This is a genomic window from Lunatibacter salilacus (assembly GCF_009797935.1).
Classification (GTDB): domain Bacteria; phylum Bacteroidota; class Bacteroidia; order Cytophagales; family Cyclobacteriaceae; genus Lunatibacter; species Lunatibacter salilacus.
The window spans coordinates 226,394-251,489 of record NZ_VOLC01000001.1; the positions used below are offsets into that span (position 1 = coordinate 226,394).

The following is a 25,096-nucleotide window of genomic DNA, read 5'->3' on the forward strand; positions in this document are numbered from 1 at the left end:
TTAGTTAACCTGTTAATTTTTAAAATGTAAATCTTGGTCCGGCAGAATGCATCCATTCAATAAAACATCGTGACTTTCTTGGGGAAGTAAATCCGCCGCTGGAAAATAAGACAAGCCTATTTTGCGGACATCCCCCTTCATTGTTGCAAAAAATTGATCATAAAAACCTTTTCCATACCCCACACGCACCCCCTTCAAATCAAATGCCAAAAGCGGAACAAAGACCAAATCCAGCTGCTGCCCCTCTCCAATAAATAATGGATTTATAGGTACAGGTAAACCAAATTTGTCTGTTGTAAATTCAGAATGTGTATCTATTGAAACCGTCCGCATGACATTCATGTCAAAATCGGTGACAGAGGTATACACATTCCTTCGCAAGTTAAACATTTCCTGAATAAGCAACCAAGTATTTATTTCATACAGTTTTTGAATAGGTAAAAACACATGTATGTGCTCCACCCACTGATTTTCTAACAAATAAAGTATTGCTTGATCGGCAATTTTCTGCGATAAACGCTGACGCTCCAACGCTCCAAGGTCCTTTCGTTTTTTAATATAGTGGGAACGAATTTCCCCTTTAGTTCTCATCAGCCTCCAATACTACAACATTGAAATCCAATGGGTCCAGCTGCCGAAGTAGCTCTTGGATAAAATTCGGATTTTCAAGATAAAAATTTAAGAAATTCAGTTTTCGTTCCTGAGGAACGCCTCCCGGGAAAAGACCCTCCTTGATATCTCTCAGCTGTCGGATCGCCGTGCTGTGCTTAATTTCTTCTGCCTTACGTAATTTTCTGGCTAGTTGGTCCAATATCTTCAACCCACGAACCTTAGATGCGTTCGCTGAGCTTCCAATAGTAGGGTCCCTTTTTGTCGCTTTTGAAGCTATTTGATCCAGCAGATTTTCCCAAACTTTTCTTTCTTCATCCAAACTCAGGTCTGCTTCAGCATGGTCCAATGTGTATGTAATACGTAACTGATCAATCGGTTTGAAAATATCCGCTGCTGCCAATTCCAGCTTTTTTACTTTTCGATGGAGTACTTTGGGAACAATTACCACAAAATTCCTAGGCATCACGGCCGGATAATCCACTTCATAATGATCAAATATCAAAGTGAGTTGAAACCAATACACGACTTCAGCAGGTCCGCCCAAATAGGCAACATTGGGAAGAATAAACTCCTGGTATAATGGCCTCATCACCACATTGGGGCTAAACCTCCCCGGAAAATGGTTCAATTCTTCCATGAGTTCCTCTTCAGTCCAAGTAATATCGGTATTCATCACGTGATAAGACCCTTCTTGGTATACTATACGTTCTCTGAGCCCTTTTGTTAAATAGAAAAAATTTATTTCCCTTGGAAAAATCTGCGGCTTATATCCAAGCTTTTCAAGCTTATTATTCTGTTCTTGAACCAATGTGTTAGCCCGTTGATGCAACAAATCATCTTTTATGATAGGAGCAAACAACGCCTTCAAAAGTGGATTATTGGCGTCTACGACTACCAACCCCTCTTCGCCAAACAGATAATGAACATACTTACGCACAGCCTCGGCAAGGTTGGCTGAATCCCGATAGGCATCCGTAAAGAAATCAGGGACAAACGGCATTTTGGCCAACAGATCTTGTAAGTTTTTGTCCAACTCGAATTCCCCGACAGCTCCCTTTTGATCTGTTTCCCAAGTATATTTTTTCCCATCAAAAACAAAATGGTTGATTTCTTCAAAATCATGGTCTTCCGAAGCCATCCAATAGACAGGGACTATATTCCTATCGGGGTACTCGTGCCGTAACTTATTGGCCAAATTGATGGTAGATACAATTTTGTAAATAAAGTAAAGCGGCCCGGTCATTAAATTAAGCTGATGTCCGGTGGTCACCGTAAAGGTGTTTTCTTTGGCCAAAAGTTCAATGTTTTCATTTACAGCTTCCCTGCTTTCCAATCCACGATACTGCTCTGCCAATACATCCACCAAAACTGCACGATTTTTTGAATCGAATTTTCGCCTATCCAGAAGTTGCCTGAAATTCTCAAGGCTGGGATAAACTGTATACAAGGAAGCGGTGGCTTCTTTTTGATCCAAATAATCTAAAAATAGTGGAGAAAACAATCCGGTACAGGCCGGCTCTACAGTAGATTTCTTCATGAATGAACTTTCAGTTTATTGTTGGAAGACATGGTGATTAAACTTGATAAGAAGGTGGATAGTTCATACCACCGCTTCCTTTACAGGAATGGTAAAGTTACTGGTTTTTAATTTTCCAATGCTATGAAAGCGGGTGAATGTCTTTTTGTCCGCCGATCCATTACATTTAAATAACAACGGGTATAACTAATTCGAAAAATTCTATACATATCCGGATTAGGAAAGGAGTTAAATTTGTAACAAAATATCAAATACCCGAAATCCCATGGCTAAATCGATAGTCCATCCTCTCCCACATGGACGGGGTTCGATCCGCTTCGGTCAACTATGCCACCCAAAGCGCACAGGTCGTCCTCGAAAAAGAGGAGGTAGATTTGTCAACATTAAAAAAAGCGATCCAATCCATAGGTGTTTTTGGTAAAGCCAGGGCAAAAGATTCCTCTGGATGGAAAAGTAACGGCAGGAGATAGCTATGTCGATGAAAGCATGTTGACCGGAGAACCTTTAGCTCTCAATAAAAATAAGGGAAGAAAGAATTCGCCGGCACCATTAATCAACAAGGCAGCCTTCAGGTTATTGGTACCCATACTGCTGATCAAACTCTGCTTTCAGACACCATTCCCCGCATAAAAGCAGCCCAAGGGTCTAAAGCACCCATTCAGAAGACAGTGGACAAAATAACTGGATATTTTGTACCTATAGTGCTGGCAGTAGCCTTTTTAAGTGGAAATATCTGGAGCATAAGCGGTGTTCAAGACGCCTATTTGATGGGAATGTTGGCTACGATTACGGTGTTAGTCATCACCTGTCCATGTGCGCTAGGACTAGCTACGCCTACTGCCATAATGGTAGGCATGGGGAAGGCAGCGTCTATGGGTATCTTGGTAAAGGATGCCGAAAGTTTGGAAACGGGAAAAAAATTGACACCCTGGTACTGGATAAGACCGGAACCATTACTGAAGGAAAACCAATCGTGCACGAGGTTATCTGGTCTAAATACCATCCAGGCAGGAAGCCTTGAGGCATTTTTGCCGGAATTGAGTCAAAGAGCGAGCATCGCCATGGCCCATGGCACAGATATTGCCATGGAGGTTGCCAAGGTAACGCTGATGCACTCTAACCTTACCGAAATACCCCAACTATTGCGTTTGTAAGCAAATACGGTGAACACCATCCGTCAAAACCTGTTTTGGGCATTTATATATAATATTATTGGAATACCCATTGCGTCGGGAGTCCTATATCCTGCTTTTGGATTTCTATTGAATCCTATGATAGCGGGGGCAGCTATGGAGTTGAGTTATGTATCAGTAGTAACCAACAGTCTACGTCTTAACTATAGCCGTTGATATCCAGATATTTTACTCTATTTTCCCAATAATTCATTGTATAAAACAACACCACTCATTATGATAAAACTAAAAAAAAACGTTAAATGTGGGGCCTGTGTGGCCACAATCACGCCTGAAATGGATGCTCTAAAAGCTACCAAATGGTCCGTAGATCTTTCCCATCCTGACCGAATCCTACAGGTAGAAGGGGAGACAACAGAGGAAAATGTAAAGGCAGCACTACAGCGAGCGGGATATAGTGGAGAATCAATCCGATAGAAGGTGTAGGAAAGCGGCAATTTTTGCTAATTTTGCTTTCCAATAAGCATGATGAACTACCAGAAATTTGAATTAAAGAACGGTCTTCAACTCTACGTCCATACGGACAAGACGACAGAAATGGCCGTATTGAATGTTTTGTACCGGGTTGGGTCTAGAAACGAAATCCCGGGAAAAACTGGATTGGCGCATTATTTTGAGCACCTGATGTTTGGAGGATCACAGCATGTTCCTTCTTTTGATACGGCAGTGGAGCGTGTAGGCGGTGAATGCAACGCCTTTACCAACACCGATATCACCAACTATTACATCAGTCTGCCCGCTGTCAATATAGAGACCGCCTATTGGTTGGAATCCGACCGAATGCTTTCGCTCAATTTGCAGGAGAAAACAATTGAAAATCAGCGGGAGGTCGTCATTGAAGAGTTTAAACAACGCTACCTCAACCAACCATATGGCGATGCCATGCATCACGTGCGTGAACTTGCCTTTGAAAAGCACTCCTACCAATGGCCTACCATTGGTAAAGAGCTTGCGGACATTGAAAATTTCACGGAAGCTGATGTGGCTGATTTTTATCAAAGCCATTACGTTCCCAACAATGCCATATTGGTTGTCGCTGGCAATATCGAAGCTAGCGAAGCATTGACTCTCGCTGAGAAATGGTTCGGAGATATCCCTGCACGGAAAATGTCCAAAGATGCTCCGCCTACTGAGCCGGTACAATGTAAAAAAAAGACAAGAACCGTGCAATCAGATGTGCCCACGGACGCATTGTATAAAGTATATCATATACCCGGCAGGTTAATGCCGGGATATTTGGAGGCGGACCTGATTACCGACGTGCTGGGATTTGGCAGGTCATCCCTACTAGAGAAAAAACTTGTTAGCAACACAGATGTATTTGCCAGCTGTCGTGCCTATGTCCTGGGAAGCATTGATCCCAACCTGTTGATCATTTCCGGTAAAATGGAGAAAGGTCACAATGCGGAAGATGCCGAGATACTATTGGATCAGGTAATTGAAGAATTTAAGCAATCCACCATCTCTCCAAAAGTATTGCAAAAAGTGAAAAATCAGGCAGATGCCATGAAAACCTACGAATCGGTTCATTTGCTAAACCGGGCCATGAAGTTGGCCTACTATGCCCATTTGGGATCGCCGGAGCTGTATGAAGAAGAATACGAAAGAAAGCTAAAAATAAAAGGCGAAACCATCATCCAGACAGCCAGAGAACTCATGACCGATGAGAATTCTTCGGTAGTATATTATAAGCGTAAAACAGAAGACCTAGCGCATACAGCTTAGAAATGGATATTGAGCTGAGGGAAATGTATCTGTTATTGCTTAATAATATCAGCAAAATCCATTGCTTATCTTCGGTCAGTAAGGCTAAAATTCAAATGAAAAAAACATCTCCTCATATTATAGAGTATGATAATAAAAGTAAGGCATGAAAGGATTTAGAGTTGGTTTTGGGTATGATGTACATCAGTTGAAAGAAGGGGTTCCCTTCTGGTTGGGGGGCATTGAGGTAGCCCATGATAAGGGTGCGGTAGGACATTCGGATGCGGATGTGCTTATTCATGTCATTTGTGATGCGCTGCTTGGAGCTGCTGACCTTAGGGATATTGGGTTTCATTTTTCGGACCAAGATCCCAAATTCAAAGGCATAGACAGCAAGATTCTCCTTAGAGATGTTATGAAACTTCTACGTGATGAAGGGTACGCCATTGGCAATATTGACTCCACTATCTGCCTTCAACTGCCAAAAATAAACCCACATATTCCCGACATGAAAGCCTGCCTGGCTAATGTGATGGGGATCGAACCCAATCAAGTATCAATCAAAGCCACCACAACGGAAAAACTTGGCTTTGTCGGTAGGCAGGAGGGGGTATCTGCGTATTGTGTGGTATTGATTTATAAGGTTTAGAAAAATGAATAAAGACCCTAAAATTATAGTGACGGATGACGGCTCCCATTCGGTGTATCTTCCGGAGATCAACGAAAGCTACCACAGTTCTCACGGAGCGTATCGGGAGGCCATCCATATTTTTCTTCTTTATGGATTAGAGGCATGGTACGCCAGAAATAGGGACAAACTTCCTTTGCGTATCTTTGAAGTAGGATTTGGAACAGGTCTGAATGCATGGCTTACCCTTATTTGGGCAGAGCAAAACAATGTCCCTATCCTCTACCATACCATCGAGCCTTTTCCTTTGGAAAAAGAAATTTATTCGCAGCTTAACTATACCCAAATAGACGAAACCCTCACCCACTACAACAATCAGTTTCAACGGCTACATAACATGGATTGGGATTCCGGAAAACCGATGACAGATTATTTCAACATCAAAAAGGAACAGGTGAAACTGGAGGATGTAATCATGTATGGGACAGATATTGTTTATTTTGATGCATTCTCCCCCAAAAAGCAACCGGAAGTCTGGGAAAAAGAACTTCTCGCCAAGGTGGTGGGTGCTATGAATCCGAATGCGGTATTTGTGACATATTGTGCGGCAGCAAAAGTAAAAAAGTACTTGCAAGACTTGGGGCTTACGTTGGATGTAGTACCGGGCCCGCCGGGAAAGAAAGAAATGATACGGGCATGGAAACTGTCCTAAAATCAAAATGTGCTTTTTTATTCTTAGCCGTCATTTTTGGATGTGGGCAAAAGTCTGCTCCTGACACTTCCAATAAGGAGCAAAAGCTTAAAAGTATAGAAAGCCGAACAGCACTAGAGATTCCCGCAGAAGAGAAACCGACAATTCTAGAGGAAGGAAATAACATCCTTGTGGACGAGGAGGGAAATCTTACAATCCATACGTTGGTGAAAGACGGCCGATCTATCTACGAGGCTACTTATAAAGATCAGCGGAAAATCGACAATAGGCTTCTACCTAGGATTCAGGACTCTTTTCTCTTTGAAGATAAATACTACTTGAAAGTTTACTTTCCTTTTCCCTATCAGGGAAAAATGAACATTGAGCTGGAAAATGACCCTGAATATGTGATTACGTCTGTTGAAGACCAAAAATATCAGGTGGTGATCAACCATGCCTTGGACTTAAACCGGGTGGATTTTAGGTTTCACTACGAACCGGCAGCTGCTGACACCTTAATTGAAACAACTTTTTCGTATTCTTATGTGATTATGGAAGGGGGGTAAATTTGGTTTATTGGTTGGTTGTTGAAGTTTCACCAAAAATTCAAGGTCCGATTTAATTCTATCGGTATCTGCGAATAAAAGCGTGACTGGCTGGGGGAGCAAAATAAAAAAAACTGCATATTTTTCTCAAAAAAACACGGCTCTTCCAGTTGCCTAATCCCTTCCAGAGTTGAATCTGATCCGGTTTATATTTCTATATTCGTAGGGTAATTATTTATCCCTGATTATGAAAATATATTTTTAAATTTTTTAATATGATTTTTAATTCTCCCCTTCAAGGTTCTACTGTTGACATTTGCTACATGGAAATTGTCTTCCTCAGTTAAAATCCTCTCTATCGCAGCTGGATCTGTAATGCCTAAATCTTTTAAATATTTCTCCCTGAAAAATATCAGAGGCTCACCATATCTATTCTTCCTGTTTTGCAGTAGAGGCTTAATACTTCCTGCCCAATGAATTACTTGGGGTGAGACATCCTTGATTAACGGGACAGGGAAATTTTTCTTACTTTCCTCGTAAGAGAAATCAGGAATAACATATTGAAAATCATGACTCCCCAACCTAATATCACCTTTTTGAGCCATTTGAAAAAGAAGGACATTTAAAAATCCTTGTTCAGCTAGAACGAAAAAATCAGGCTGCAATGCTTTAATCTCAAAATACCTTTCGTAATCCTCAATTCTCAAAATGTCTCTTTTGCCAAAAAGTACTCCAGTACAAACATATGGATTTGATAGATAGGAAAATCCAGGAAAGTATTTTTCAATGTGGTCCGGGTTGAAGAAGAAACGTCTCAATTTGTCTACCGTGTACTCGACCTTCGGATCGTCAATTATAAAATCAAACTTCGAAAAGTCAGCATATCTGCTCATATCCCCATACAATGCGGTATCAGCATCCAACAACAAAAATGTCTCAAAAGGGCTTTCCCAAAACGCATTCATCTTAGTCAATCCCCAACCCCAACTATTTGCCTTCAGAAAATCGTTTTTTAAATTTTCTTTTTTCAGAACAGTGATATCATAATCCTCTGGGAATTCGCCCAGATCAAACTCCCCATCTACTAGGAAGCAAATAGGTGTATTGGGCATAAAATACTTCACACTCGCACAGGTCCCCTTTGCAAAACAATAATCTGTTTCACAGCAAGTAATTATAACTCCAAAATTTTTCATTCACGAAATTAGTTTTCTATTCAACCAAGACTTGCATTCTACGGAAAATAATAATGCCAGGATATGGAAAAGTTAAACAACCAGCTTAAATAGGTGATTTTTGTTTGCCGCCATTGTTCATAATTCGACCCAGAAATCTCGAATATCCTCCACCCTATTTTTATAAACTTCAAAGATAACCATTTTCTGAATTAATGTATCTTCTGTGAAAATAAAAATCCCTAAAAACCATCAGGTTGCTATTCAATCGTTTTGAAGTTGACATACCTGCAGCAAAAAAGAAGAAAGAAATGGCATTTAAAGATTATAGCCCTAAACAAAAGACTGGCAATCTTTTAAGAAACATTATAATGTAGTCTATCAAAATAAAAAAAGCCCCTATAAGGGGCTTTAACTTTTAAAAATATACAGTAGTTCTATTTCAAATACCTAAGCTTTCTTTACCTTACCTATTACAATGGCAGGCATGCCGTTTCTTACAAAATATTTTCCTGTAACAGAGACATTCTCAGCCGCCAATGCCTTTAGGGATTGATAGGGATCTGCATTTTTGTGGTCCTCCACGAGAAGGTAAACCTTGCCGTCAGTACCAAGCAACCCAATTGGCATCCCGTTGTTGATGCATTTTTCAGCACAGCCTTTATGCCCCTCTCCTTTGGCACCACTTGCCATAAAACAGGACATGTCCAATACTTCTCCGCTTACATTAATTTCTTCACCATCTCCATTGGTTTCACTGGCATGCGTAGAGAAATAAGCAAAACAAAGAACCGCCAAGAGCATTACCCCTAAACGGCTATACAAGGAAGTTGAATTTTTCATAATAGTATTTTTTTGGGTTTAACAATAAGCTGATAATTTACCACTATTTCAACTGATAACCAACTAATTGATCCTAAAAATACCCGCTTTGTCAAATTAAATTCTTAGGGATGCAGCCTATTTAATATTTCCTTGGCTTCATGCCATTTCAATCGTGGGCCAAATTGACTGACAACTTTAGACGAAGCCATACTCGCCAGTTTGGCACTGGATGCATAGGAATGTCCATTTGTGATGCCGTATAGAAATGCCCCGGCAAACATATCTCCTGCTCCATTGGTATCGATTGCTTTCGTAGCATAGGGTTCTATGTCAATGAACGTATCTCCGTCAAATACCATGGCACCGTTCTTTCCCTGTGTGATCACAAAATGGCGGGCTGATTTTTTTAGCTCTTCTCTCGCTTCGGACAAGCTACTTTTCTTTGTAAACAGCATAGCCTCCTCTTCATTGGCGAAAAGCAAATCCACACTCGGCCCAATGACATCGTCAAATGCTGGACCAAAATACTTGACCATTGCCGGATCTGAAAAGGTCAATGCCACCTTTGTTCCATTGGATTCTGCCACTTTCTTGGCATGTAGCATGGCTTCTTTTCCATTGGGAGAAGGAATCAAATAACCTTCAATATAGAGGTAACTGGAATCTTTAATAGCAGCTTCGTTCACTTCCTGAACTGAAAAATTCTGGGTAATTCCAAGAAAAGTGTTCATGGTGCGCTCTGCATCATCCGTCACCATGACAAGGCATTTACCGGTAATGCCCGCTTCCAGCCGATCTGCCAGAAGATTATTGGAAACTCCGGCTTCCTGTAGGTCCTCCATAAAAAACCTTCCCAATTCGTCATCCCCGACTTTGCAACAATAATAGGCATTTCCCCCGAACTGGCTTAATGCGATAACCGTATTCGCTGCCGATCCGCCACACTGCATCTTGGCCGTAGCCTTGTTAATTTCCTTCATCAGGGTTGTCTGACGTTCCTCATCTACGAGCGTCATAAGTCCTTTTTCTATACCAAAATCAGCCAGAAAGGAATCCAAAACTGTAAATTCTATATCCACCAAAGCATTTCCTATCCCTGTAACGTTGTATTTTTTGATCATTATCAGTTATTTTTTTGTCAAAATTTGTATCCTTCCCTGCCAAAAAGCCAAGCCTGTCACCAGGGCCAAAAGTAACAAGCCAAAGAACTCCCGGTTTGTTTCCATTTCCGGGGTTTTCATAGTCAAGTCTTTTTGCTCTACTTCCTGAGACACCCACCCAAAGATCTCTTGGGGCCAAAAGAAAAAGGAGGCGATCAAATAGGCTGCTGCCAATGCGGCTATAATTTGTAAAGGAAACCTGTTTACCGCAGCCAATCCGCAAACCATAGCGCCTCCAATATAAGCAGGAACCCACCATTCCGGGTCGGGATCATTGATCTGCCAAAAGGCAAACAAAAGAAACAGCAAGCACCAAAGCCCAAAGAATATTTTCCATCCTTTTTTCATATTGAACTTATCTTAAGAATTTTTTCTCGAATTTAATAAATTCATAGAGATTGAACAAAAGTTTTGCAGCAGTCAGTTTTTCGCCTAGGTTCCTTCATCCATTGTCTTTGTACTTAATTTATACTGATAAAAGTAAGCTGTTGAGGTTTCAACGAGGATGGCACCTAACTCTCGCTATGTCATTTTACCTGTTCAATCAATTCGAGCCGCTTAACCACGCTGTTTTTTTCCAATATCGTTCCCGGTGAAAGCACTGCATTCGCACCTACCCTTGAGTTGTCACCAATAATGGAACCGAATTTCTCCGTTTTAGTATCAATGACTATGCCTCCCAACGAAACAAATATTCTTTTATCCTGTCTTTCATTATAATGATTGGCACAGATTGAACCTGCCTCTAGATTTACCTGGCTTCCCAAAATACTGTTTCCTACATAGTTAAAGTGTGCGATAGCAGAATGGCTAAAAACTATAGATTGTTTGATTTCAGAGCTTGGTCCAATTTTTACGGAAGATCCTAAAAATATCGGGCCACGTAAATACGCGTTAGCGCCAATAAAACAGTTTTCAGATATAATTATTGACCCTTTTAGCGCTACTCCCTGTTCTATTATTGCCGTTTTATGAATAGCCACTTTGTTTTCTATATTATAATCTTCACCTAATTCCCCCAATTTCCGAAAGATAATTTCTTCAAGCGTGTCGGTTATTTCCCAGGGGTGTAAGGAAGCTTCCTGCAAAAATATATCGGGAAATCCCTGAACGTATCGGTCTATAGTCATCATAATTCGTAAATCTCAATAGGCAAATTGTCCGGGTCAGAAAAAAATGTAAATTTTTTTCCGGTGTATTCGTCTATTCGAACGGGTTCCACACTTACTTGATTTGATTCCAAGAATTCGATTGATTTTTCAATAGAAGCAACTCCAAAGCAAATATGCCTTAACCCAGTTGACTCCGGCCGGGATGGTCTTTTGGAAGGGTTTGGAAAGGAAAACAATTCAATTAAATAGGTTCCGTTCAGCGAAAGGTCAAGCTTATACGACTGCCTGTCCTCCCGATAGACTTCCCTTTCAACTTTAAACCCCAAAATCCCGGTGTAAAACTTCTTAGACTTTTCGTAGTTAGAGCATATAATGGCAATATGGTGTAGTCTTTCGATATCCACAGAAATAACCTTTACAGATGATTAATTTTTCAATTTAGCGTTCATATTTATTTTTGTAGATATTTAAATCATAAGATTTCATACAAAATGAATCAATACTCTAAAAACAACCCTCCACCCTACTTAGGGTCTTTCCACAAGTTGCATAATTAATTCAAAAATATGGGTAGGGTCTACCTGGGCATCCTTTATCAAAGTGGAATCCTTTACAACCAGTATAGGCCAATCCAAGCTATCTTCCGGAATCCTTCCATGAGAACCTTTCACCAGGCTCGGATCGAGCGGTATCACGTCCATCATATATCTGAAGCCCAGTTTCTTTTGAATCAGTTTCCAACCAATGGTTGCTTTCAGGAACTTAATATCCGGATTGGCAAACATCTCCACCGGGTCATATCCCGGTTTACGGTGTATATCTACCGTTCGGGCATAGTCAGGAGCTTTCGCATCGTCCAACCAATAATAATAGGTAAACCAGGAGTTCTTATCCGCCACCGCAATCAAATCACCAGCCCTTTCATGATTGATGTGAAAGGCCTCCTTGTCAATTGCATCAAGCACTCTTTCTACGCCTGGAAGTTTTTCCAGTAGGTTCTTGAGCAGCGGAATATCATTTTTATCCTCCACATATACGTGCGCCAACTGATGGTCTGAAACCGCAAAAGCTCGGCAAGTACCCGCATCCAAGGTTTCCAGACCCAATTCATTTTTCACCTCAATGAACCCTTCTTGGCGAAGCATCCGGTTGATATGGATGGGTTGATTTACTGAAGTGATTCCGTACTCTGATAACAAAAGCACCTCTGCGCCTTTTCTTTCATAATAGGTGATCAAATCTTTACAAACCGCATCTACTTCCCGCAAGTCCTTTCCTATTTTGTCAAAATCCAGCCCATGTTTTTGCAAACCGTAATCCAAGTGCGGCAGGTAGATCAGGGTAAGGGTGGGATCGTACCATTCGTCCACTTTCATGGATGCGTCTGCGATCCAGCGGGTGGATGCGATATTGGCATTCGGTCCCCAAAATGAGAATAGGGGGAATTGTCCCAATTCCTGCTGTAGCCTGTCTCTGAGTTCCATTGGTTGTGAGTGGACATCAGGAAGTTTTCGCCCGTCAGAGGGATAGAGGGGCCGGGGAGTTACTGCGTAGTCGACTGAGGAATACATATTGTACCACCAAAACATATTGGCACAGGTAAAGCTGCTGTCTTTGGCCTTTAGCTCATCCCAAACCTTTGATCCCTGTACCAGCTTGTTGGATTGTCTCCAAAATTTGACCTCGCATTCATCTCTAAAATACCAGCCATTTCCCACGATTCCGTTTTCTGAAGGCCTCTTTCCGGTCAAGTAGACTGACTGGGAGGAACAAGTGACAGCGGGTAAAACCGGCTTGATAGCAGCTTGGGTACCTTTGCTGATCCAATCACTTAAAAAGGGAGTGTCAGTTCCCACAAGCCGGGCGGATAGCGCCACCACATCCAATACAACAGTTTTCTTCATGTTTACATATTTTCGATCGTCCACTGAATTTCCCGGGAAATGGATTCTCCCAGCGTCAGGTGGATATCTTCTGGCAATACCTCCCAAGTATAGGTTTCAATTTCCAGGTGGGGGGTGACTGATTTTTTCTTAATCAGCCCTAGTACATTTAAAATATCGTCTTGTGTGGAGGAAAGCTGCCCATAAGTATCCAAAAATATGGGTACATGGAAATGAATCCTCCACTCCACTTGGTCCGTGTTAGCCAATGAGACCAGCGCATCTGGTAAATCCCGGTAAGAGAAAAGCTCATTAGCTGAATTTCTACCTACTACCTGATGAAGATAGGTGGATTCCACGAAAGGAAACAGTGTTTTTTCAACTTCCTTCCTTGCCTTAGGTGTTTTTGGTATGGGAATTTTTAGGGCAGCACTGATTTGTATTTTACCAATTTTGATGCCTTCATTTTCAAACGCTTTGAAAACCTGCCCGTGATTCTCGTAAACCACCGCAAAGTGACATACATCATAACAAATCCGGATATGGTCTTTTAACGCAAGGGCAGCATCTTTTTCTGTGAGATCAAAACGCTCCATAAATGCCGGAATACCAATGGGCAAAAGCCAGTTTCTGTAGAAATCCAAGGTTTCCTGACAGTTTTCCAGCATTCCGTCAGGCTCTGGCTCGATGTCCAGGTGTAGTGTTTTGCCCTGCGATAGCTTGATTTCATACAGCCGAATAGCTACCTCCACCATTTGCTCGGTGCTTTTCGTCATCGCATATTCCCAATCTTTTGGTTGAGAATGCCAATGCCGGTAAGAAAGTGGGGAAGTAGATATACCTCCGTCCATGCCTTCTCTAAGTAGAAAGGCTAATATATCAAACAGACGGAGGGTGTATGCCTTTCTATCCTCAGTAGTCCAGTCTGGAGAATGTACGTCATCCTTGACTACTTCTCGGTGAAAACTTCCATAAGGAAAGCCATTGAATGTAAAAATATAGCAGTTTTGATCATCCAACCATTTTTTAAAAGCTACCAACTTTTCTTTATCCTGTATAACTAGAGAAGCTTCATTAGATAGTCTTAAGCCAATGGCGAAAGGGGCTTTTATATTAAGATTTTTCTTTATTTCCGGAATATATTTTTCTAGGTTTTCAAAAGTCTCTTTCCAGCTTTCTCCGGGATGAATATTTGAACAGTAGGTTAAATGGTGGTTGTTGATCTGCATGCTTATTTCGGGTATATTTTATTTCTCGAATAGTCCTTTCTAAATCAATTAAGCCCCTTGACGTTTCAATTGGAACATTTTTAATTTTTCGACAGCCTGAAGTATTAACTCCGTATCCATCTCATGTACCTCTACGCCTTTACCTAATTCTTCCAACAACATAATGGTAAGCTCTCCGCCCAGGTGCTCCCGAAATTCCTCCAGACCTTTTAATAGCATTTCGCCCGATAACTCAGGCACATATAGTTCAAAACCCAAGGTGTCGATAACGGAAACGATTTGATGGAGATCCTCCTGGCTTATCATATCCTTCAGGTAGGAGTAGGTAGAATCAAGAGCGATCCCTATGGCTACAGCCTCTCCATGCCTAACTTGGTAGCCCGTCAGGTGCTCAAGCTTATGGGCTGCCCAGTGTCCAAAATCCAAGGGACGGGATGAACCCGTTTCAAAAGGATCCTTACCGCCAATATGCGCCAAATGCATCTCAGCACATTTTATAATTAAGGTTTCCATTGGTGCTTGCTCTCTATTGGCCAATGCCTTGGCGTTTGACGCAATCCAAGCAAAAAATGTAGCGTCCTTTATCAGCCCTACTTTAATCGCCTCTGATATTCCCGAACGCCAATCTCTGTCATCAAGGGTTTGTAAGAAAGTAAAATCGTTGATTACCGCATAGGGAGGAACGAATGTCCCCAAGTAATTTTTTTTCCCGTAGGCATTGATTCCGTTTTTTACACCTACACCAGAATCATTCTGGGAAAGCACTGTGGTAGGTATACGGATATGCCTTATACCTCTATGGGCAATAGCAGCAGCAAATCCTACCATGTCCAATACAGCCCCACCGCCTATCCCGATAATAAATGAATGGCGGTCAATGCCGAATTCGCTGGTAGCGTCCAAGATTTGCTGGAAGGATTTCTGGTCGTTTTTACTTTGCTCGCCGCCAGGTACGATAAGCGGGTCGGTAGCCAACACGAACAGATCCGAAAAGGCGGATGCATAGGTATGTATTTTATCCAGGAGATCAGGGTGGGCGTCACTCACACCCTGATCAATGACTACATAGATTTTGGGAATCTTATCTCCCTTCAAGGTATCGGCAAGAAGGGTGTTTTCCTTGTCAAAAATATTTTCATCAAAATAGACAGGGTACCTAAAGGGTACGCTGAATGTCTGATTAAGTACGGTATGGTTCCCTTTTTTCATAGGTTTAGACTTCCGGTGACCGGAATAGCAGGGGTGATCGTTTTCTAATATACTATTTAAATTAACTCAATATGGATAGATTAAGTTACGGCAAACTTTTTCGCAAGCCACAGCGAAATGGGAAGTAATGGCAAAATTGCCAACCCGATCCAAATTCCGGCAAAAGCAGCCGCTAATGCCGCATTCATGACGATTAGTGCGATGACGCCGGATTTGACCGCTTTCCCAATTAGGGCAGGTTCCTCTCGCTGCATCGCTTTCCAAAGTGGCGGCAAGATCATATAGCCAAAGAGGACGATCAAAGGAAGTACCTGCCAAGCACCCATTCCATTTTCACGTAAGGAAATGGTCAATATAGAAACCAGTATAAGCAAATATAACCCAAATCCTGCTTGTAGGGCTATTTTATTTTGACCGTGTACCTCCCCTCGGCTTATCATCGTGATAGCTGATATATAGGCAAGTGGAATTAAGGCAACATACCAATAATCACCAATAGATTCGGGAATGACGCTCATACCTAGGAGCAGGTTTGCACTACGGCAAAGCCCCATATTTATGGGGCCAAATATCCTTTGGTGTTTCCCCCATGCATCATATAATACAGCGAACGCAGCAACGAAAACGGCCAATTCCCCGCTCCAATAGGACACCTTAAACCCGGCAATAATTCCCATCAAAAGCAAGGACAATGACAGTAAAATAGCTCTTCCCAAGGGGACTTGACCACTTGGGATGGGACGTTCGGGCCTTTCTACCTTATCCAACTCCGCATCAAAGACATCGTTAAATGCAACCCCACCCCCATACAAACCAATAGTAGCAAGGGTCAACCAAAGAAAAGGAGCCAGATATTCCTCTGTTTGACCAGCTAGTAGAAAGGCTGTCGCACCTGCTATGGCAAATCCGGCCCAAATATCCGAAATGGCGGTGACTATGTTTGCAGGCCGGGTTAGCCGCAGGTATGCCAGAAGTTTTTCCATGGAGGAATTATCGCTTCACCGATTCGGCGGTGCTGCTTTCTACCAATGGAGTCTGACCCCGCAATACGGAGTTTCCTTCCAATAGCTCTGTCTGATTGATAGCTTCCCGCTGTAACCAATGCTCTTCCTTGATCTGACCACTTTTTCCGTAGATGCTAAGGGCATTTTGATAACAGGTGGTGTGAATGTGTTCCTCCGGGATACCTCTTTGGCGCATGATATTGGCCGTCTTCGGTACAGAAAGCGGATCACTTACTCCCCAATCAGCAGAACTGTCTACTATAATTCGCTCGGGGCCGTATTGCTGCACGACCACAGCCATCCGCTCACTATCCATCTTGGAATGAGGGTAAATAGTAAATCCCGCCCAAAATCCACGGTCCAGCACATCTTTTACGGTCTCCTCGTTATTATGATCGATGACCACCATGCTGGGATCAAGTCCATGTTCCATGCACACGTCCATACTTCTAAGTGTCCCTTTCCGCTTGTCGCGGTGGGGTGTATGGATCATTACCGGCAGATTTATTTCTTTCGCTAATTCGAGTTGAAGCCGAAAGAAGCGATCTTCCGCCTCCGTCTGATCGTCATAGCCTATCTCTCCTATGGCTACTACGCCTTCCTTGCCGGCATAGAGGGGGAGCAATTCCATGACCTCCTCTGCCAAGGCCACGTTGTTGGCTTCCTTGCTGTTGAGGCCAATGGTACAGTAGTGGACAATGCCAAACTGCTTGGCACGGAATCGTTCCCAGCCTACAAGGCTGCTAAAATAGTCCTGGAAGCTGCCAACGGTAGTACGTGGCTGACCCAGCCAAAAAGCCGGTTCAATGACGGCAACAATTCCTGCCGCTTTCATGGCCACATAATCATCCGTAGTCCGGGAAATCATATGTATGTGTGGATCTATATATTGCATCGCTTTGTTGTTTTTGCTAACCTAGTTATTTTCTGCATCAATACAAAAACAACCGAGATTAGTAGGTTTCAGGTTCAATTAATTGGTATTTATCTTATGTAACTATTGAAACGGCACATATTGTTTACCCACCGTCTCCCAAGTGATTTCACCCGTTTCAATTTTCTCCTTTACATCTGGATGGCTATTTACAAGCTCCATTACTTCGGGGTGTTTGCTTGCCTTACAAGCAAGCATTCCTGCTTGAATTTCAAGACTATTTCCGTTTTGGAAAAGCTTTTTGATCAGATGTACATTCGTGTCGTCAATAAAGGGAGACACAAACCTCCACAACTCGGGCATTACACTTCGGTGGGCTGACCACCGCTCCCGCACGGCATCCAAAAGTGTTTCGGCCAACCCCCTATTATTGCGGGCATCTATACCGATAATCTGGTACATGGGACGCTGGAGAAAAATGGCTTTTAAAACTAACTGGTTCCAAGCCATTTCGTTAAGTTGTTCCGCAGGAAATGGATTGTTTAATGCCACTGCATCGAATATGGTGGTCATATTTGATCTTAGACCTTCGGAAGCACGGGAGGCAAGCAGTTCCTGATGGGGGAGAATGCACAAGGCTGAATACAACGCTTCCTGCTCATATATATCCCCGGTTTCAAATAGCCGGCTGAGTTGTTTACGCCAGTTTTCTACAGGTTCGGCAGGCACATGCATGGCCAAATAGGCCCTTGCCGCCACCAACAGATTCCATGTCTCCGGTCGCCAATCTTTTCTCAAACTTCTAGCTATATCACTGTCACTAAGTGTGAGATTATCTTTTGGGAAAAAGCGGGAGGCTTGGCTAAAGGAGAGAAACAAGCTAGTACTCTTTTCACCTCCAGCAATCTTTTCAGCTTGCCTTTGCAGCCACTCAAAAGCAGTTGCATCAGCCTGCTTTTTTATAATTTCAAGCAAGTAGGCGGTTATCCGGGTATAATCAAATACGCTTTCCATCAATTTCGGTGTACTGGTAACTAATGTGTAAAGTTAGCATTATTTTGTCTTGGTTGGGACAAAAGAAAGGGGTTTTTGACAAGCGGACAATGTTCAACCCCATACGGGGTTGGGAGTTCGAGATTTGTCCCGGTGCCGCGGGTTGGCACCCACGGTTATTGTTGTTCAGGCCCTTCAGGCCTGGGTAGAAAGACCAATTTATTCCGTCCGAAATTGTGACTACGGGAAATCACATTTGTTTCCAATTCTATCGCATAAATTGATGTCTGTTTCGCTATTCCAATTATATACTGCTTCGATACCGAAGCCTATAGGGCTTCAACAACAATAACCCCGTGGTGAAACCCGGGGATTCAGGAAACATCCCCACCGCCCACAACCCCGTAGTGGGTTGAACAAGTCCTGCAGATCACGTATCCACTCTAAGAATGTGATCACCTCTGCCATCAGACCGAGGCAATGAGTTCATTTTTCTAATCAAATATGGCTTAAACCAGTACCCTAAAAGAAAAATGTTTATAAAGACAAAGGCAGACTCATTTCCTATATAAAAGGCCAAAAAGAACATCACAAAAAGGAATCCTTTTTGGACGAATATAAACGGTTGTTGGTAGAAAATGGAATTGAATTCGATGAGCGGTATCTGTTTTAAATGATCTATCCATGTTCAACCCCTCTCGGGGTTGGGAGTTCGAGATTGTCACGTTGACGTGGGTTGGCACCCACCGTTACTGTTGTTCAGGCCCTTTAGACCTGGGGTGGCCAACAGATTTATCCCAGTCGAAAGCATATCTGAGAAATAAAATATGATTGCATTTCAATCATTTGCACTAACAATAGAATTTTTTATCCAAGTTATATGCTTCTTCGCCACCGAAGCCTGTAGGGCTTCAACAACAATAACCCCGTGGTGAAACCCGGGGATAGCAGGAACATACATCCTGCCCGCAACCCCATAGCGGGTTGAACAAGTCCTTCAGATTATGTATCCACTTTAAGAATATGATCACCTCTGCTATAAGTCCGAGAAAATGAGTTCATTTCCATATTAGTTGAGCTGCTATTGGGCACGTCAGGTTCAACCCCATACGGGGTTGGGAGTTCGAGATTGCCACGTTGCCGAGGGTTGGCACCCACGGTTATTGTTGTTCAGGCCCTTTAGGCCTGGGTCAGTGATTAGGTTTATCGTCAACGAAAAAATGTTTCACCCTCCATAATCCGTATAAATTATTTTCGCTTCGAGCAACTTATCGTATAGGAACACCATCGCATCAATATCTCCGGCAAAAAACGCATGCAGGTAATTAGCCAGATCATTGCTGTTTTTTAATAGAGAGATCGTGCTCACATCGTTCAATAACAGCAGCGAGCAATTCTGGTAGTATTCGGCCAGAATCTGGGAAACCCGGTGATCTGCTGTGGCACTTTCAATAGAACTAACGATAACCCCCTTTCCTATATATTGTAACAACTTATCATAGTTTGTACCGGAAAAAGTAAAATGGGGACAATCCACCTTGGTTATCAATGTTGAAACGTCAAACGCAAATTTCCCAACAGATTCATCCAAACCAACATCCCGTATATAGGGAAAGACAAGTTCATAAAATCGGATTTTTAGGGACAGGTTGTCAAAATCTTCGACATCGTTCTGGTAATTGTTTGAAAACGTATTGTCGTTGTGATCCGAAATCTGGGATGGAGTGCTTTGATAGGATATGTTATTTTGAGGTAACTGCTTAAACAGCTCATTGAAACTTTCAAAACTCTTGTAGTATCCAATAGCTGAGTTAAGGTCTACGATGATAGGATCCAACGTGACAAACTTACCCACATGATCTCCAAAAAGCGTAACATACTGGTGAACTAATGATGCTGCCGAACCAGCTGCAAAGAGATAGACTTTTTTATCGTTAAGCAGTGATTTTCGGATAGACTCAATGTCATTCACATACTGAAATGCTGAAAATAGGGTGTATGCACTACACAAATCTCTTTCAGCTTCTCCCCTAGCCTTTTCTTCAAAGGATTTATGAGCTCCCCGGTTTTTGACAATCAAGAAATTGAAGTTTTCAGAATAGCTGTCAAAATAACTTGTCTTTTCAGCATAGTCGGAAAAAACATCCGTAACGACTACAATTGTCTCCTTTTCTGCATCAAACTGCATGAGACTTATCACTGATATGTCAGATTTACCCTTTTTGGGATTATTGTAGTCAAAAAATACCGGGATTTTGATTTCTATATTTTCGTCAGATGGAAAATTGACTGGCGAACCCATATTCACAATCAAAGACAAAAACCAACTGATTAACAGAATTTGGTGCATGATTTCTTAAATCTGTTCATCATCCAAGTTAAATATTCTCCGGCTTAAACCCAACAAACACCATCTGATCTTCTGAGGGGTTGTTGTCGGGATGGTTGAGGGAAAGGTACAGTTTGCCGTCATGCGTAAAAAACATACGGGTATAAATGGTATTTACAGGCAAATCCACTTCCCCGACTTTTTCGAAATCACTGTTTAATATGATTACGGAAGGGATCTTATTATCCCAAGTCCGGTTTTTCCCACCCGGTCCTGCGTAATCCACTTTACGGTAAGCCAGGCGGTAGATCAATTGATTTTCCTCATCGTAGGCCAGTTCCCGGTAGGAGTTGGAGGTGACGTAGAATTCCTCATGCCCATCCATCTGCGGATTGTCCCAAGGTAAGGCATCTCCAAAGTACTTGCTTCCGGCTGCTTTTTCCCCCATTTCCCCTGTTTCCAAATCATAAATTAACACATTGTTGTAAAAGGGAATTCCAAAGACTATGTACCGATTATCCTTCATTACATGAGAACTGTGGCTAAAATAAGCCCCGTGGACATACTTGTACAAATGGGCTGGAAGTTCAAACATATGCATTGCGGATTCCTCATCCATATCCGATATTTTCAAAAACATGGTTCCTGACCATTTCCCTGGCGCACTATAATCCGAATTCCCTCTAACAAATATGTAGAGATCCCCTTTTATCTTATCAACCATCAAAGGCTGTTGCGTATAGTAAAGCTGTATAGCAGGAAAATCCTTTCGCTCCACATGATGTGTATTTAAGGTTTTTTGAAGATTTCCTTTCAAATCATTAACATATAGCCGGACTCGATAGGAACTTCCGATAAGTAGGGTTGAGTCGGATAGCAGTTCAAATGCCCTGATAGAACCTACCCCGTTTGGGCCTTCTTCCTGAAAGTGAATCTTGAAGTCGTCTTCACGTCTAGTCAATGAATAGAATTCAATTTCGTTGGTGTTTAGGTTGACGACACCGAGGTAACTGCTTCCGTTTATCTCACATTTTTTGATGTACCTGCTGTATACATTTGACCTGTATCCCATTGGAAATGTAAGTGTGTCGGTGGGAACCAACGTCATGCTCTCAGTGTATGCTCTCGGATCCGGATCCAGTCCTTTTTCCGTATCGCAAGACAGGAAAGCCAATAAGCAAAAAAGGAAAACCAAAATATCTCTCATCTATACAGGAGTTAATGCCAAAACAGAACAATATGCGCCATTGGTGATAATAAGCAGTTGTTGCTAAACAAGAACTGGTTTTATACTTGTACTAAAACTAAAAAATTAAAATTGAATTAAAAAGTTAATTGTAGGTTATTTTGATTTTGGAATATATCTTAAAGTAGTGGATTGACCTAACGGCATCTTGAAGCAGATTCTCCCAATCATGTGGTAAACATCGAAGTACCTTCTGTAATTGCGCAAAACTATTTGCCCAAAAAATTCAAAACGAAAGGTGAATTAAGTGAAATTTGCGTATTTTAGGATTAATGAAAAAAACTGGAGAAATTGGACTTGAGTTTTTAATTGATAAACTAACTCGTTCAATTGAGAATATCATTACTGGCGACAGTTTTCCAACAGAAATTAGTTTAATCAGTTCACAAGACCTTGAAATTGTAACCAAAAAAAAAGGATGGCTTTTTAATTGGAAAACGGAGTTCGGAAATAAGGAAAGAGATGTTTTTAAACTTACCATCGTTAATAATCCTCTTGTTATTCAGGGATTAATTAGCCTTGAAGTCAAAGAAGATCATGTCTACATGCACCTTGTGGAAAATGCCCCGTTCAACAAAGGGGAAAATAAAGTATATTCAGGAGTAGCAGGAAACTTGGTGGCGTTCGCATGCAAGCTTTCCTTTCAAAGGGGACATGAAGGCAACGTAGCATTTATATCGAAAACCCAACTTATAGCCCACTACGTAAAAACATTAGGAGCAATTCACTTTGGAGGCCGATTGATGATCATTGAAACAAATGCTGCCGTTAAACTTATAAATAGATACTTTCATAATGGATAAGGAAAACAACAAAAATCAATTAAAGGTAGACTTTATTGGCGGTGAGGAACTTACCGAAGTCGAAAAAGTCTTACTGCGTGATTATTTTGCCAAGAAAAGGAAGACTAAGAATATTTCAGTAAGAAAACACCAGAAAAGGGAAAAATTAAAGTAAATACAACGATCACCAATCCACCTAGTTTAGTGCTAAATAAATTATGTCTTCTCAATCTTCTTATTTTATCTTCTCCGGCTTAAACCCCACAAATACCATCTGATCTTCTGAGGGGTTGTTGTCGGGATGGTTGAGGGAAAGGTACAGTTTGCCGTCATGCGTAAAAAACATACGGGTATAAATGGTATTTACAGGCAAATCCACTTCCCCGACTTTTTCGAAATCACTGTTTAATATGATTACGGAAGGGATCTTATTATCCCAAGTCCGGTTTTTCCCACCCGGTCCTGCGTAATCCACTTTACGGTAAGCCAGGCGGTAGATCAATTGATTTTCCTCATCGTAGGCCAGTTCCCGGTAGGAGTTGGAGGTGACGTAGAATTCCTCATGCCCATCCATCTGCGGATTGTCCCAAGGTAAGGCATCTCCAAAGTACTTGCTTCCGGCTGCTTTTTCCCCCATTTCCCCTGTTTCCAAATCATAAATTAACACATTGTTGTAAAAGGGAATTCCAAAGACTATGTACCGATTATCCTTCATTACATGAGAACTGTGGCTAAAATAAGCCCCGTGGACATACTTGTACAAATGGGCTGGAAGTTCAAACATATGCATTGCGGATTCCTCATCCATATCCGATATTTTCAAAAACATGGTTCCTGACCATTTCCCAGGCTCATTATAATCCGAATTCCCTCTAACAAATATGTAGAGATCCCCTTTTATCTTGTCAACCATCAAAGGCTGTTGGGTATAGTAAAGCTGTATAGCAGGAAAACCGGTTCGTTCTGCATGATGTGTATTTAATGTTTTTTGAAGATTTCCCTCCAAATCGGTAACATAAAGCCGAATCCGATAGGAACTTCCGATTAGCACCGTTGAATCAGATATAAGTTCAAAGGCCCTTATCGAACCTACGCCATTCGGACCTTCTTCCTGAAAGTGGATTTTGAAGTCGTCTTCACGTCTAGTCAAGGAATAGAATTCAATTTCATTGGTGTTTTGATTGACCACACCGAGGTAACTGCTTCCGTTTATTTCACATTTCTTGACGTACCTGCTGTATACATTTGACCTGTAACCCATTGGGAATGTAAGCGTGTCGGTGGGAACCAACGTCATGCTTTCGGTATACGTTCTAGGTTCCGGATCCAATCCTTTCTCTGTATCGCAGGAAAGGAAAGCCGATAAACAAAAAAGGGAAACCAAAATATCTCTCATCTATAGGGGAGTAAATGCCAAAACTGAACAATATGCGCTATTGATGTTATTAACCAGTAGTTGCTAAACAGGAACTGATTTTACGATTACGCTAAAACTAAAAAATTAAAATTGAATTAAAAAGTTAATTTTAGACTATTTTTAATCTTGGTAAGATTATGTAAATAAGGAGGTAATAGTTGAGTAACATTGACGAAACCCAGGGGCGTAGCCCTGTGATCTTAGTAGAAACAAATAGGTCTGGTTAACAATGAGCGGCGTAGCCGTGAAATCTTAACTGCACTGCCAGTCGGATAAAAGCAAATAACCATTGCCCGGCCTTTCAAAAACGCCACAATATTCCTCTCCAACCAGTTGAACCGCTCGATTCAACATACAAGTACATAAAGATATCAGGGCTAATGCCCCTAGATCTCTAATTACATGCTCGTTTCTACTAAGATATCAGGGCTGCGCCCCTATTGCTTCGATTATATAATCGTTTTTTACTAATGTATTGTATTGATACTCTATTCTTTTGAAGTTGACTTCAATGGATTAGTCCGGTTCGTTCAGATAGTCTTCTCCAAAAGAAATCCAGGGGCGTAGCCCTGTAATCTTAGTAGTAAAAGTAGGTGTCCGTAAAATTGAGGGGCGTAGCCCTGAAATCTTTACTGCCCTGCCCATAAAAAACAACATACCATCTCCCGGCCTACCAAAAACGCACAAATGTTCCTCTCCAACCGATTGAACCGCTCGATTCAACATACCAGTCCATAAAGATATAAGGGCTAACGCCCCTAACTCCTCAAATGAATTCCTGCTTAATCATACCACTCAAATAAATATTTAGGGTCATACTCGACGTCAAATTTCTCAAGCAGCAGCAGATATTCATCTCTGAACGATTGCTTCTTATTGGTCTAGCCCCCTATTAATCGGACAATTTTAATTTTGGTATTGTATAATGGGTCCAACGGCATGTATCTT

The 25,096-nt window shown here is 41.7% G+C and carries 26 protein-coding genes and 2 pseudogenes; 10 read left to right on the forward strand and 18 right to left on the reverse strand.

The window, feature by feature from the left end; translation table 11 throughout:
* Window positions 1–12: 12 nt before the first annotated feature.
* Window positions 13–591 carry a 5-formyltetrahydrofolate cyclo-ligase gene (locus tag FQ608_RS00900; protein ID WP_158855922.1) on the reverse strand — a complete coding sequence of 193 codons (579 nt, stop codon included), beginning with the start codon at window positions 589–591 and terminating at the stop codon, window positions 13–15.
* Window positions 581–2,149, reverse strand: a complete 1,569-nt coding sequence (gene bshC, locus FQ608_RS00905; protein WP_158855923.1) for a bacillithiol biosynthesis cysteine-adding enzyme BshC — start codon at window positions 2,147–2,149, stop codon at window positions 581–583. The genes FQ608_RS00900 and bshC overlap by 11 nt, the downstream gene beginning before the upstream one ends.
* Window positions 2,150–2,445: 296 nt before the next feature.
* Here bshC and FQ608_RS00910 point away from each other — a divergent pair, with 296 nt between their 5' ends.
* The 7 genes and pseudogenes from FQ608_RS00910 to FQ608_RS00940 all read left to right on the forward strand — a co-directional run bounded on the left by FQ608_RS00910 (window position 2,446) and on the right by FQ608_RS00940 (window position 6,931).
* Window positions 2,446–2,619 (forward strand): cation transporter, encoded by a 174-nt coding sequence (locus FQ608_RS00910; RefSeq protein ID WP_158855924.1) that lies wholly within the window; start codon window positions 2,446–2,448, stop codon window positions 2,617–2,619.
* Window positions 2,564–3,498, forward strand: a pseudogene (locus tag FQ608_RS27950) (HAD-IC family P-type ATPase); the annotation flags it as partial. The gene FQ608_RS00910 and the pseudogene FQ608_RS27950, both read left to right, overlap by 56 nt.
* 60 nt (window positions 3,499–3,558) lie before the next feature.
* The gene (locus FQ608_RS00920) at window positions 3,559–3,759 is read left to right on the forward strand and encodes a heavy-metal-associated domain-containing protein (RefSeq protein ID WP_158855925.1); all 201 of its coding nucleotides are present in this window, start codon (window positions 3,559–3,561) and stop codon (window positions 3,757–3,759) included.
* Between the two features lie 48 nt (window positions 3,760–3,807).
* The gene (locus FQ608_RS00925) at window positions 3,808–5,067 is read left to right on the forward strand and encodes a M16 family metallopeptidase (RefSeq protein WP_158855926.1); all 1,260 of its coding nucleotides are present in this window, start codon (window positions 3,808–3,810) and stop codon (window positions 5,065–5,067) included.
* Between the two features lie 145 nt (window positions 5,068–5,212).
* On the forward strand, window positions 5,213–5,695 hold the full coding sequence (gene ispF / locus FQ608_RS00930; RefSeq protein ID WP_158855927.1) for a 2-C-methyl-D-erythritol 2,4-cyclodiphosphate synthase: 483 nt from the start codon (window positions 5,213–5,215) through the stop codon (window positions 5,693–5,695).
* 4 nt (window positions 5,696–5,699) lie between these two features.
* Window positions 5,700–6,386 carry a tRNA (5-methylaminomethyl-2-thiouridine)(34)-methyltransferase MnmD gene (mnmD, locus tag FQ608_RS00935; protein WP_158855928.1) on the forward strand — a complete coding sequence of 229 codons (687 nt, stop codon included), beginning with the start codon at window positions 5,700–5,702 and terminating at the stop codon, window positions 6,384–6,386.
* Entirely contained in the window at window positions 6,371–6,931 is a 561-nt protein-coding gene (locus FQ608_RS00940; RefSeq protein ID WP_158855929.1) for a hypothetical protein, read from the forward strand. The genes mnmD and FQ608_RS00940 overlap by 16 nt, the downstream gene beginning before the upstream one ends.
* Window positions 6,932–7,155: 224 nt before the next feature.
* Here FQ608_RS00940 and FQ608_RS00945 read toward each other — a convergent pair whose 3' ends face one another.
* From FQ608_RS00945 to FQ608_RS01000, 12 genes are all read right to left on the reverse strand, one after another.
* Window positions 7,156–8,106: a hypothetical protein gene (locus tag FQ608_RS00945; protein ID WP_158855930.1), complete on the reverse strand. Its 951-nt coding sequence runs from the start codon at window positions 8,104–8,106 to the stop codon at window positions 7,156–7,158.
* 429 nt (window positions 8,107–8,535) lie between these two features.
* Entirely contained in the window at window positions 8,536–8,928 is a 393-nt protein-coding gene (locus tag FQ608_RS00950) for a hypothetical protein (protein WP_158855931.1), read from the reverse strand.
* A gap of 104 nt (window positions 8,929–9,032) precedes the next feature.
* On the reverse strand, window positions 9,033–10,031 hold the full coding sequence (locus tag FQ608_RS00955) for an adenosine kinase (protein ID WP_199856280.1): 999 nt from the start codon (window positions 10,029–10,031) through the stop codon (window positions 9,033–9,035).
* 6 nt (window positions 10,032–10,037) lie between these two features.
* Window positions 10,038–10,418: a transmembrane 220 family protein gene (locus FQ608_RS00960; protein WP_158855932.1), complete on the reverse strand. Its 381-nt coding sequence runs from the start codon at window positions 10,416–10,418 to the stop codon at window positions 10,038–10,040.
* 179 nt (window positions 10,419–10,597) lie between these two features.
* Window positions 10,598–11,203, reverse strand: a complete 606-nt coding sequence (locus FQ608_RS00965) for a DapH/DapD/GlmU-related protein (protein ID WP_158855933.1) — start codon at window positions 11,201–11,203, stop codon at window positions 10,598–10,600.
* Window positions 11,200–11,586 carry an SMU1112c/YaeR family gloxylase I-like metalloprotein gene (gene gloA2, locus FQ608_RS00970; protein WP_158855934.1) on the reverse strand — a complete coding sequence of 129 codons (387 nt, stop codon included), beginning with the start codon at window positions 11,584–11,586 and terminating at the stop codon, window positions 11,200–11,202. The genes FQ608_RS00965 and gloA2 overlap by 4 nt, the downstream gene beginning before the upstream one ends.
* A 123-nt stretch (window positions 11,587–11,709) precedes the next feature.
* Window positions 11,710–13,086, reverse strand: coding sequence for an alkaline phosphatase family protein (locus FQ608_RS00975; protein ID WP_158855935.1), 1,377 nt, complete (start codon window positions 13,084–13,086; stop codon window positions 11,710–11,712).
* 2 nt (window positions 13,087–13,088) lie between these two features.
* Window positions 13,089–14,294 carry a metabolite traffic protein EboE gene (gene eboE, locus FQ608_RS00980; RefSeq protein ID WP_158855936.1) on the reverse strand — a complete coding sequence of 402 codons (1,206 nt, stop codon included), beginning with the start codon at window positions 14,292–14,294 and terminating at the stop codon, window positions 13,089–13,091.
* Between the two features lie 48 nt (window positions 14,295–14,342).
* Window positions 14,343–15,503: a 3-dehydroquinate synthase gene (locus FQ608_RS00985; protein ID WP_158855937.1), complete on the reverse strand. Its 1,161-nt coding sequence runs from the start codon at window positions 15,501–15,503 to the stop codon at window positions 14,343–14,345.
* An 80-nt stretch (window positions 15,504–15,583) separates the two neighbouring features.
* Window positions 15,584–16,486 (reverse strand): UbiA-like protein EboC, encoded by a 903-nt coding sequence (eboC, locus tag FQ608_RS00990; protein WP_158855938.1) that lies wholly within the window; start codon window positions 16,484–16,486, stop codon window positions 15,584–15,586.
* A gap of 7 nt (window positions 16,487–16,493) precedes the next feature.
* On the reverse strand, window positions 16,494–17,402 hold the full coding sequence (locus tag FQ608_RS00995; RefSeq protein WP_158855939.1) for a TatD family hydrolase: 909 nt from the start codon (window positions 17,400–17,402) through the stop codon (window positions 16,494–16,496).
* A 102-nt stretch (window positions 17,403–17,504) separates the two neighbouring features.
* Window positions 17,505–18,395, reverse strand: a complete 891-nt coding sequence (locus FQ608_RS01000) for an EboA domain-containing protein (protein ID WP_158855940.1) — start codon at window positions 18,393–18,395, stop codon at window positions 17,505–17,507.
* Window positions 18,396–18,936: 541 nt separating this feature from the next.
* Between FQ608_RS01000 and FQ608_RS28195 the strand changes: the two are divergent.
* Window positions 18,937–19,047, forward strand: a pseudogene (locus FQ608_RS28195) (transposase); the annotation flags it as partial.
* Between the two features lie 552 nt (window positions 19,048–19,599).
* Here FQ608_RS28195 and FQ608_RS01005 read toward each other — a convergent pair.
* A complete protein-coding gene (locus FQ608_RS01005) occupies window positions 19,600–20,724 on the reverse strand; it encodes a hypothetical protein (RefSeq protein ID WP_158855941.1) in 1,125 nt (374 codons plus the stop codon).
* A 28-nt stretch (window positions 20,725–20,752) separates the two neighbouring features.
* Window positions 20,753–21,910 (reverse strand): DUF4221 family protein, encoded by a 1,158-nt coding sequence (locus FQ608_RS01010; RefSeq protein WP_158855942.1) that lies wholly within the window; start codon window positions 21,908–21,910, stop codon window positions 20,753–20,755.
* Window positions 21,911–22,203: 293 nt separating this feature from the next.
* On the opposite strand from FQ608_RS01010, the gene FQ608_RS01015 reads away from it, so the two are divergent.
* Window positions 22,204–22,752 carry a hypothetical protein gene (locus tag FQ608_RS01015; protein ID WP_234363999.1) on the forward strand — a complete coding sequence of 183 codons (549 nt, stop codon included), beginning with the start codon at window positions 22,204–22,206 and terminating at the stop codon, window positions 22,750–22,752.
* Complete coding sequence (locus FQ608_RS01020; RefSeq protein WP_158855943.1) at window positions 22,745–22,906, forward strand: hypothetical protein; 162 nt, start codon at window positions 22,745–22,747, stop codon at window positions 22,904–22,906. Before FQ608_RS01015 ends, FQ608_RS01020 begins: the two co-directional genes overlap by 8 nt.
* A gap of 60 nt (window positions 22,907–22,966) precedes the next feature.
* Here the strand turns inward: FQ608_RS01020 and FQ608_RS01025 are convergent, their stop codons facing one another.
* A complete protein-coding gene (locus tag FQ608_RS01025) occupies window positions 22,967–24,127 on the reverse strand; it encodes a DUF4221 family protein (RefSeq protein ID WP_158855944.1) in 1,161 nt (386 codons plus the stop codon).
* Window positions 24,128–24,664: 537 nt separating this feature from the next.
* Window positions 24,665–24,874, reverse strand: a complete 210-nt coding sequence (locus FQ608_RS01030; protein ID WP_158855945.1) for a hypothetical protein — start codon at window positions 24,872–24,874, stop codon at window positions 24,665–24,667.
* Between the last annotated feature and the right edge of the window lie 222 nt (window positions 24,875–25,096).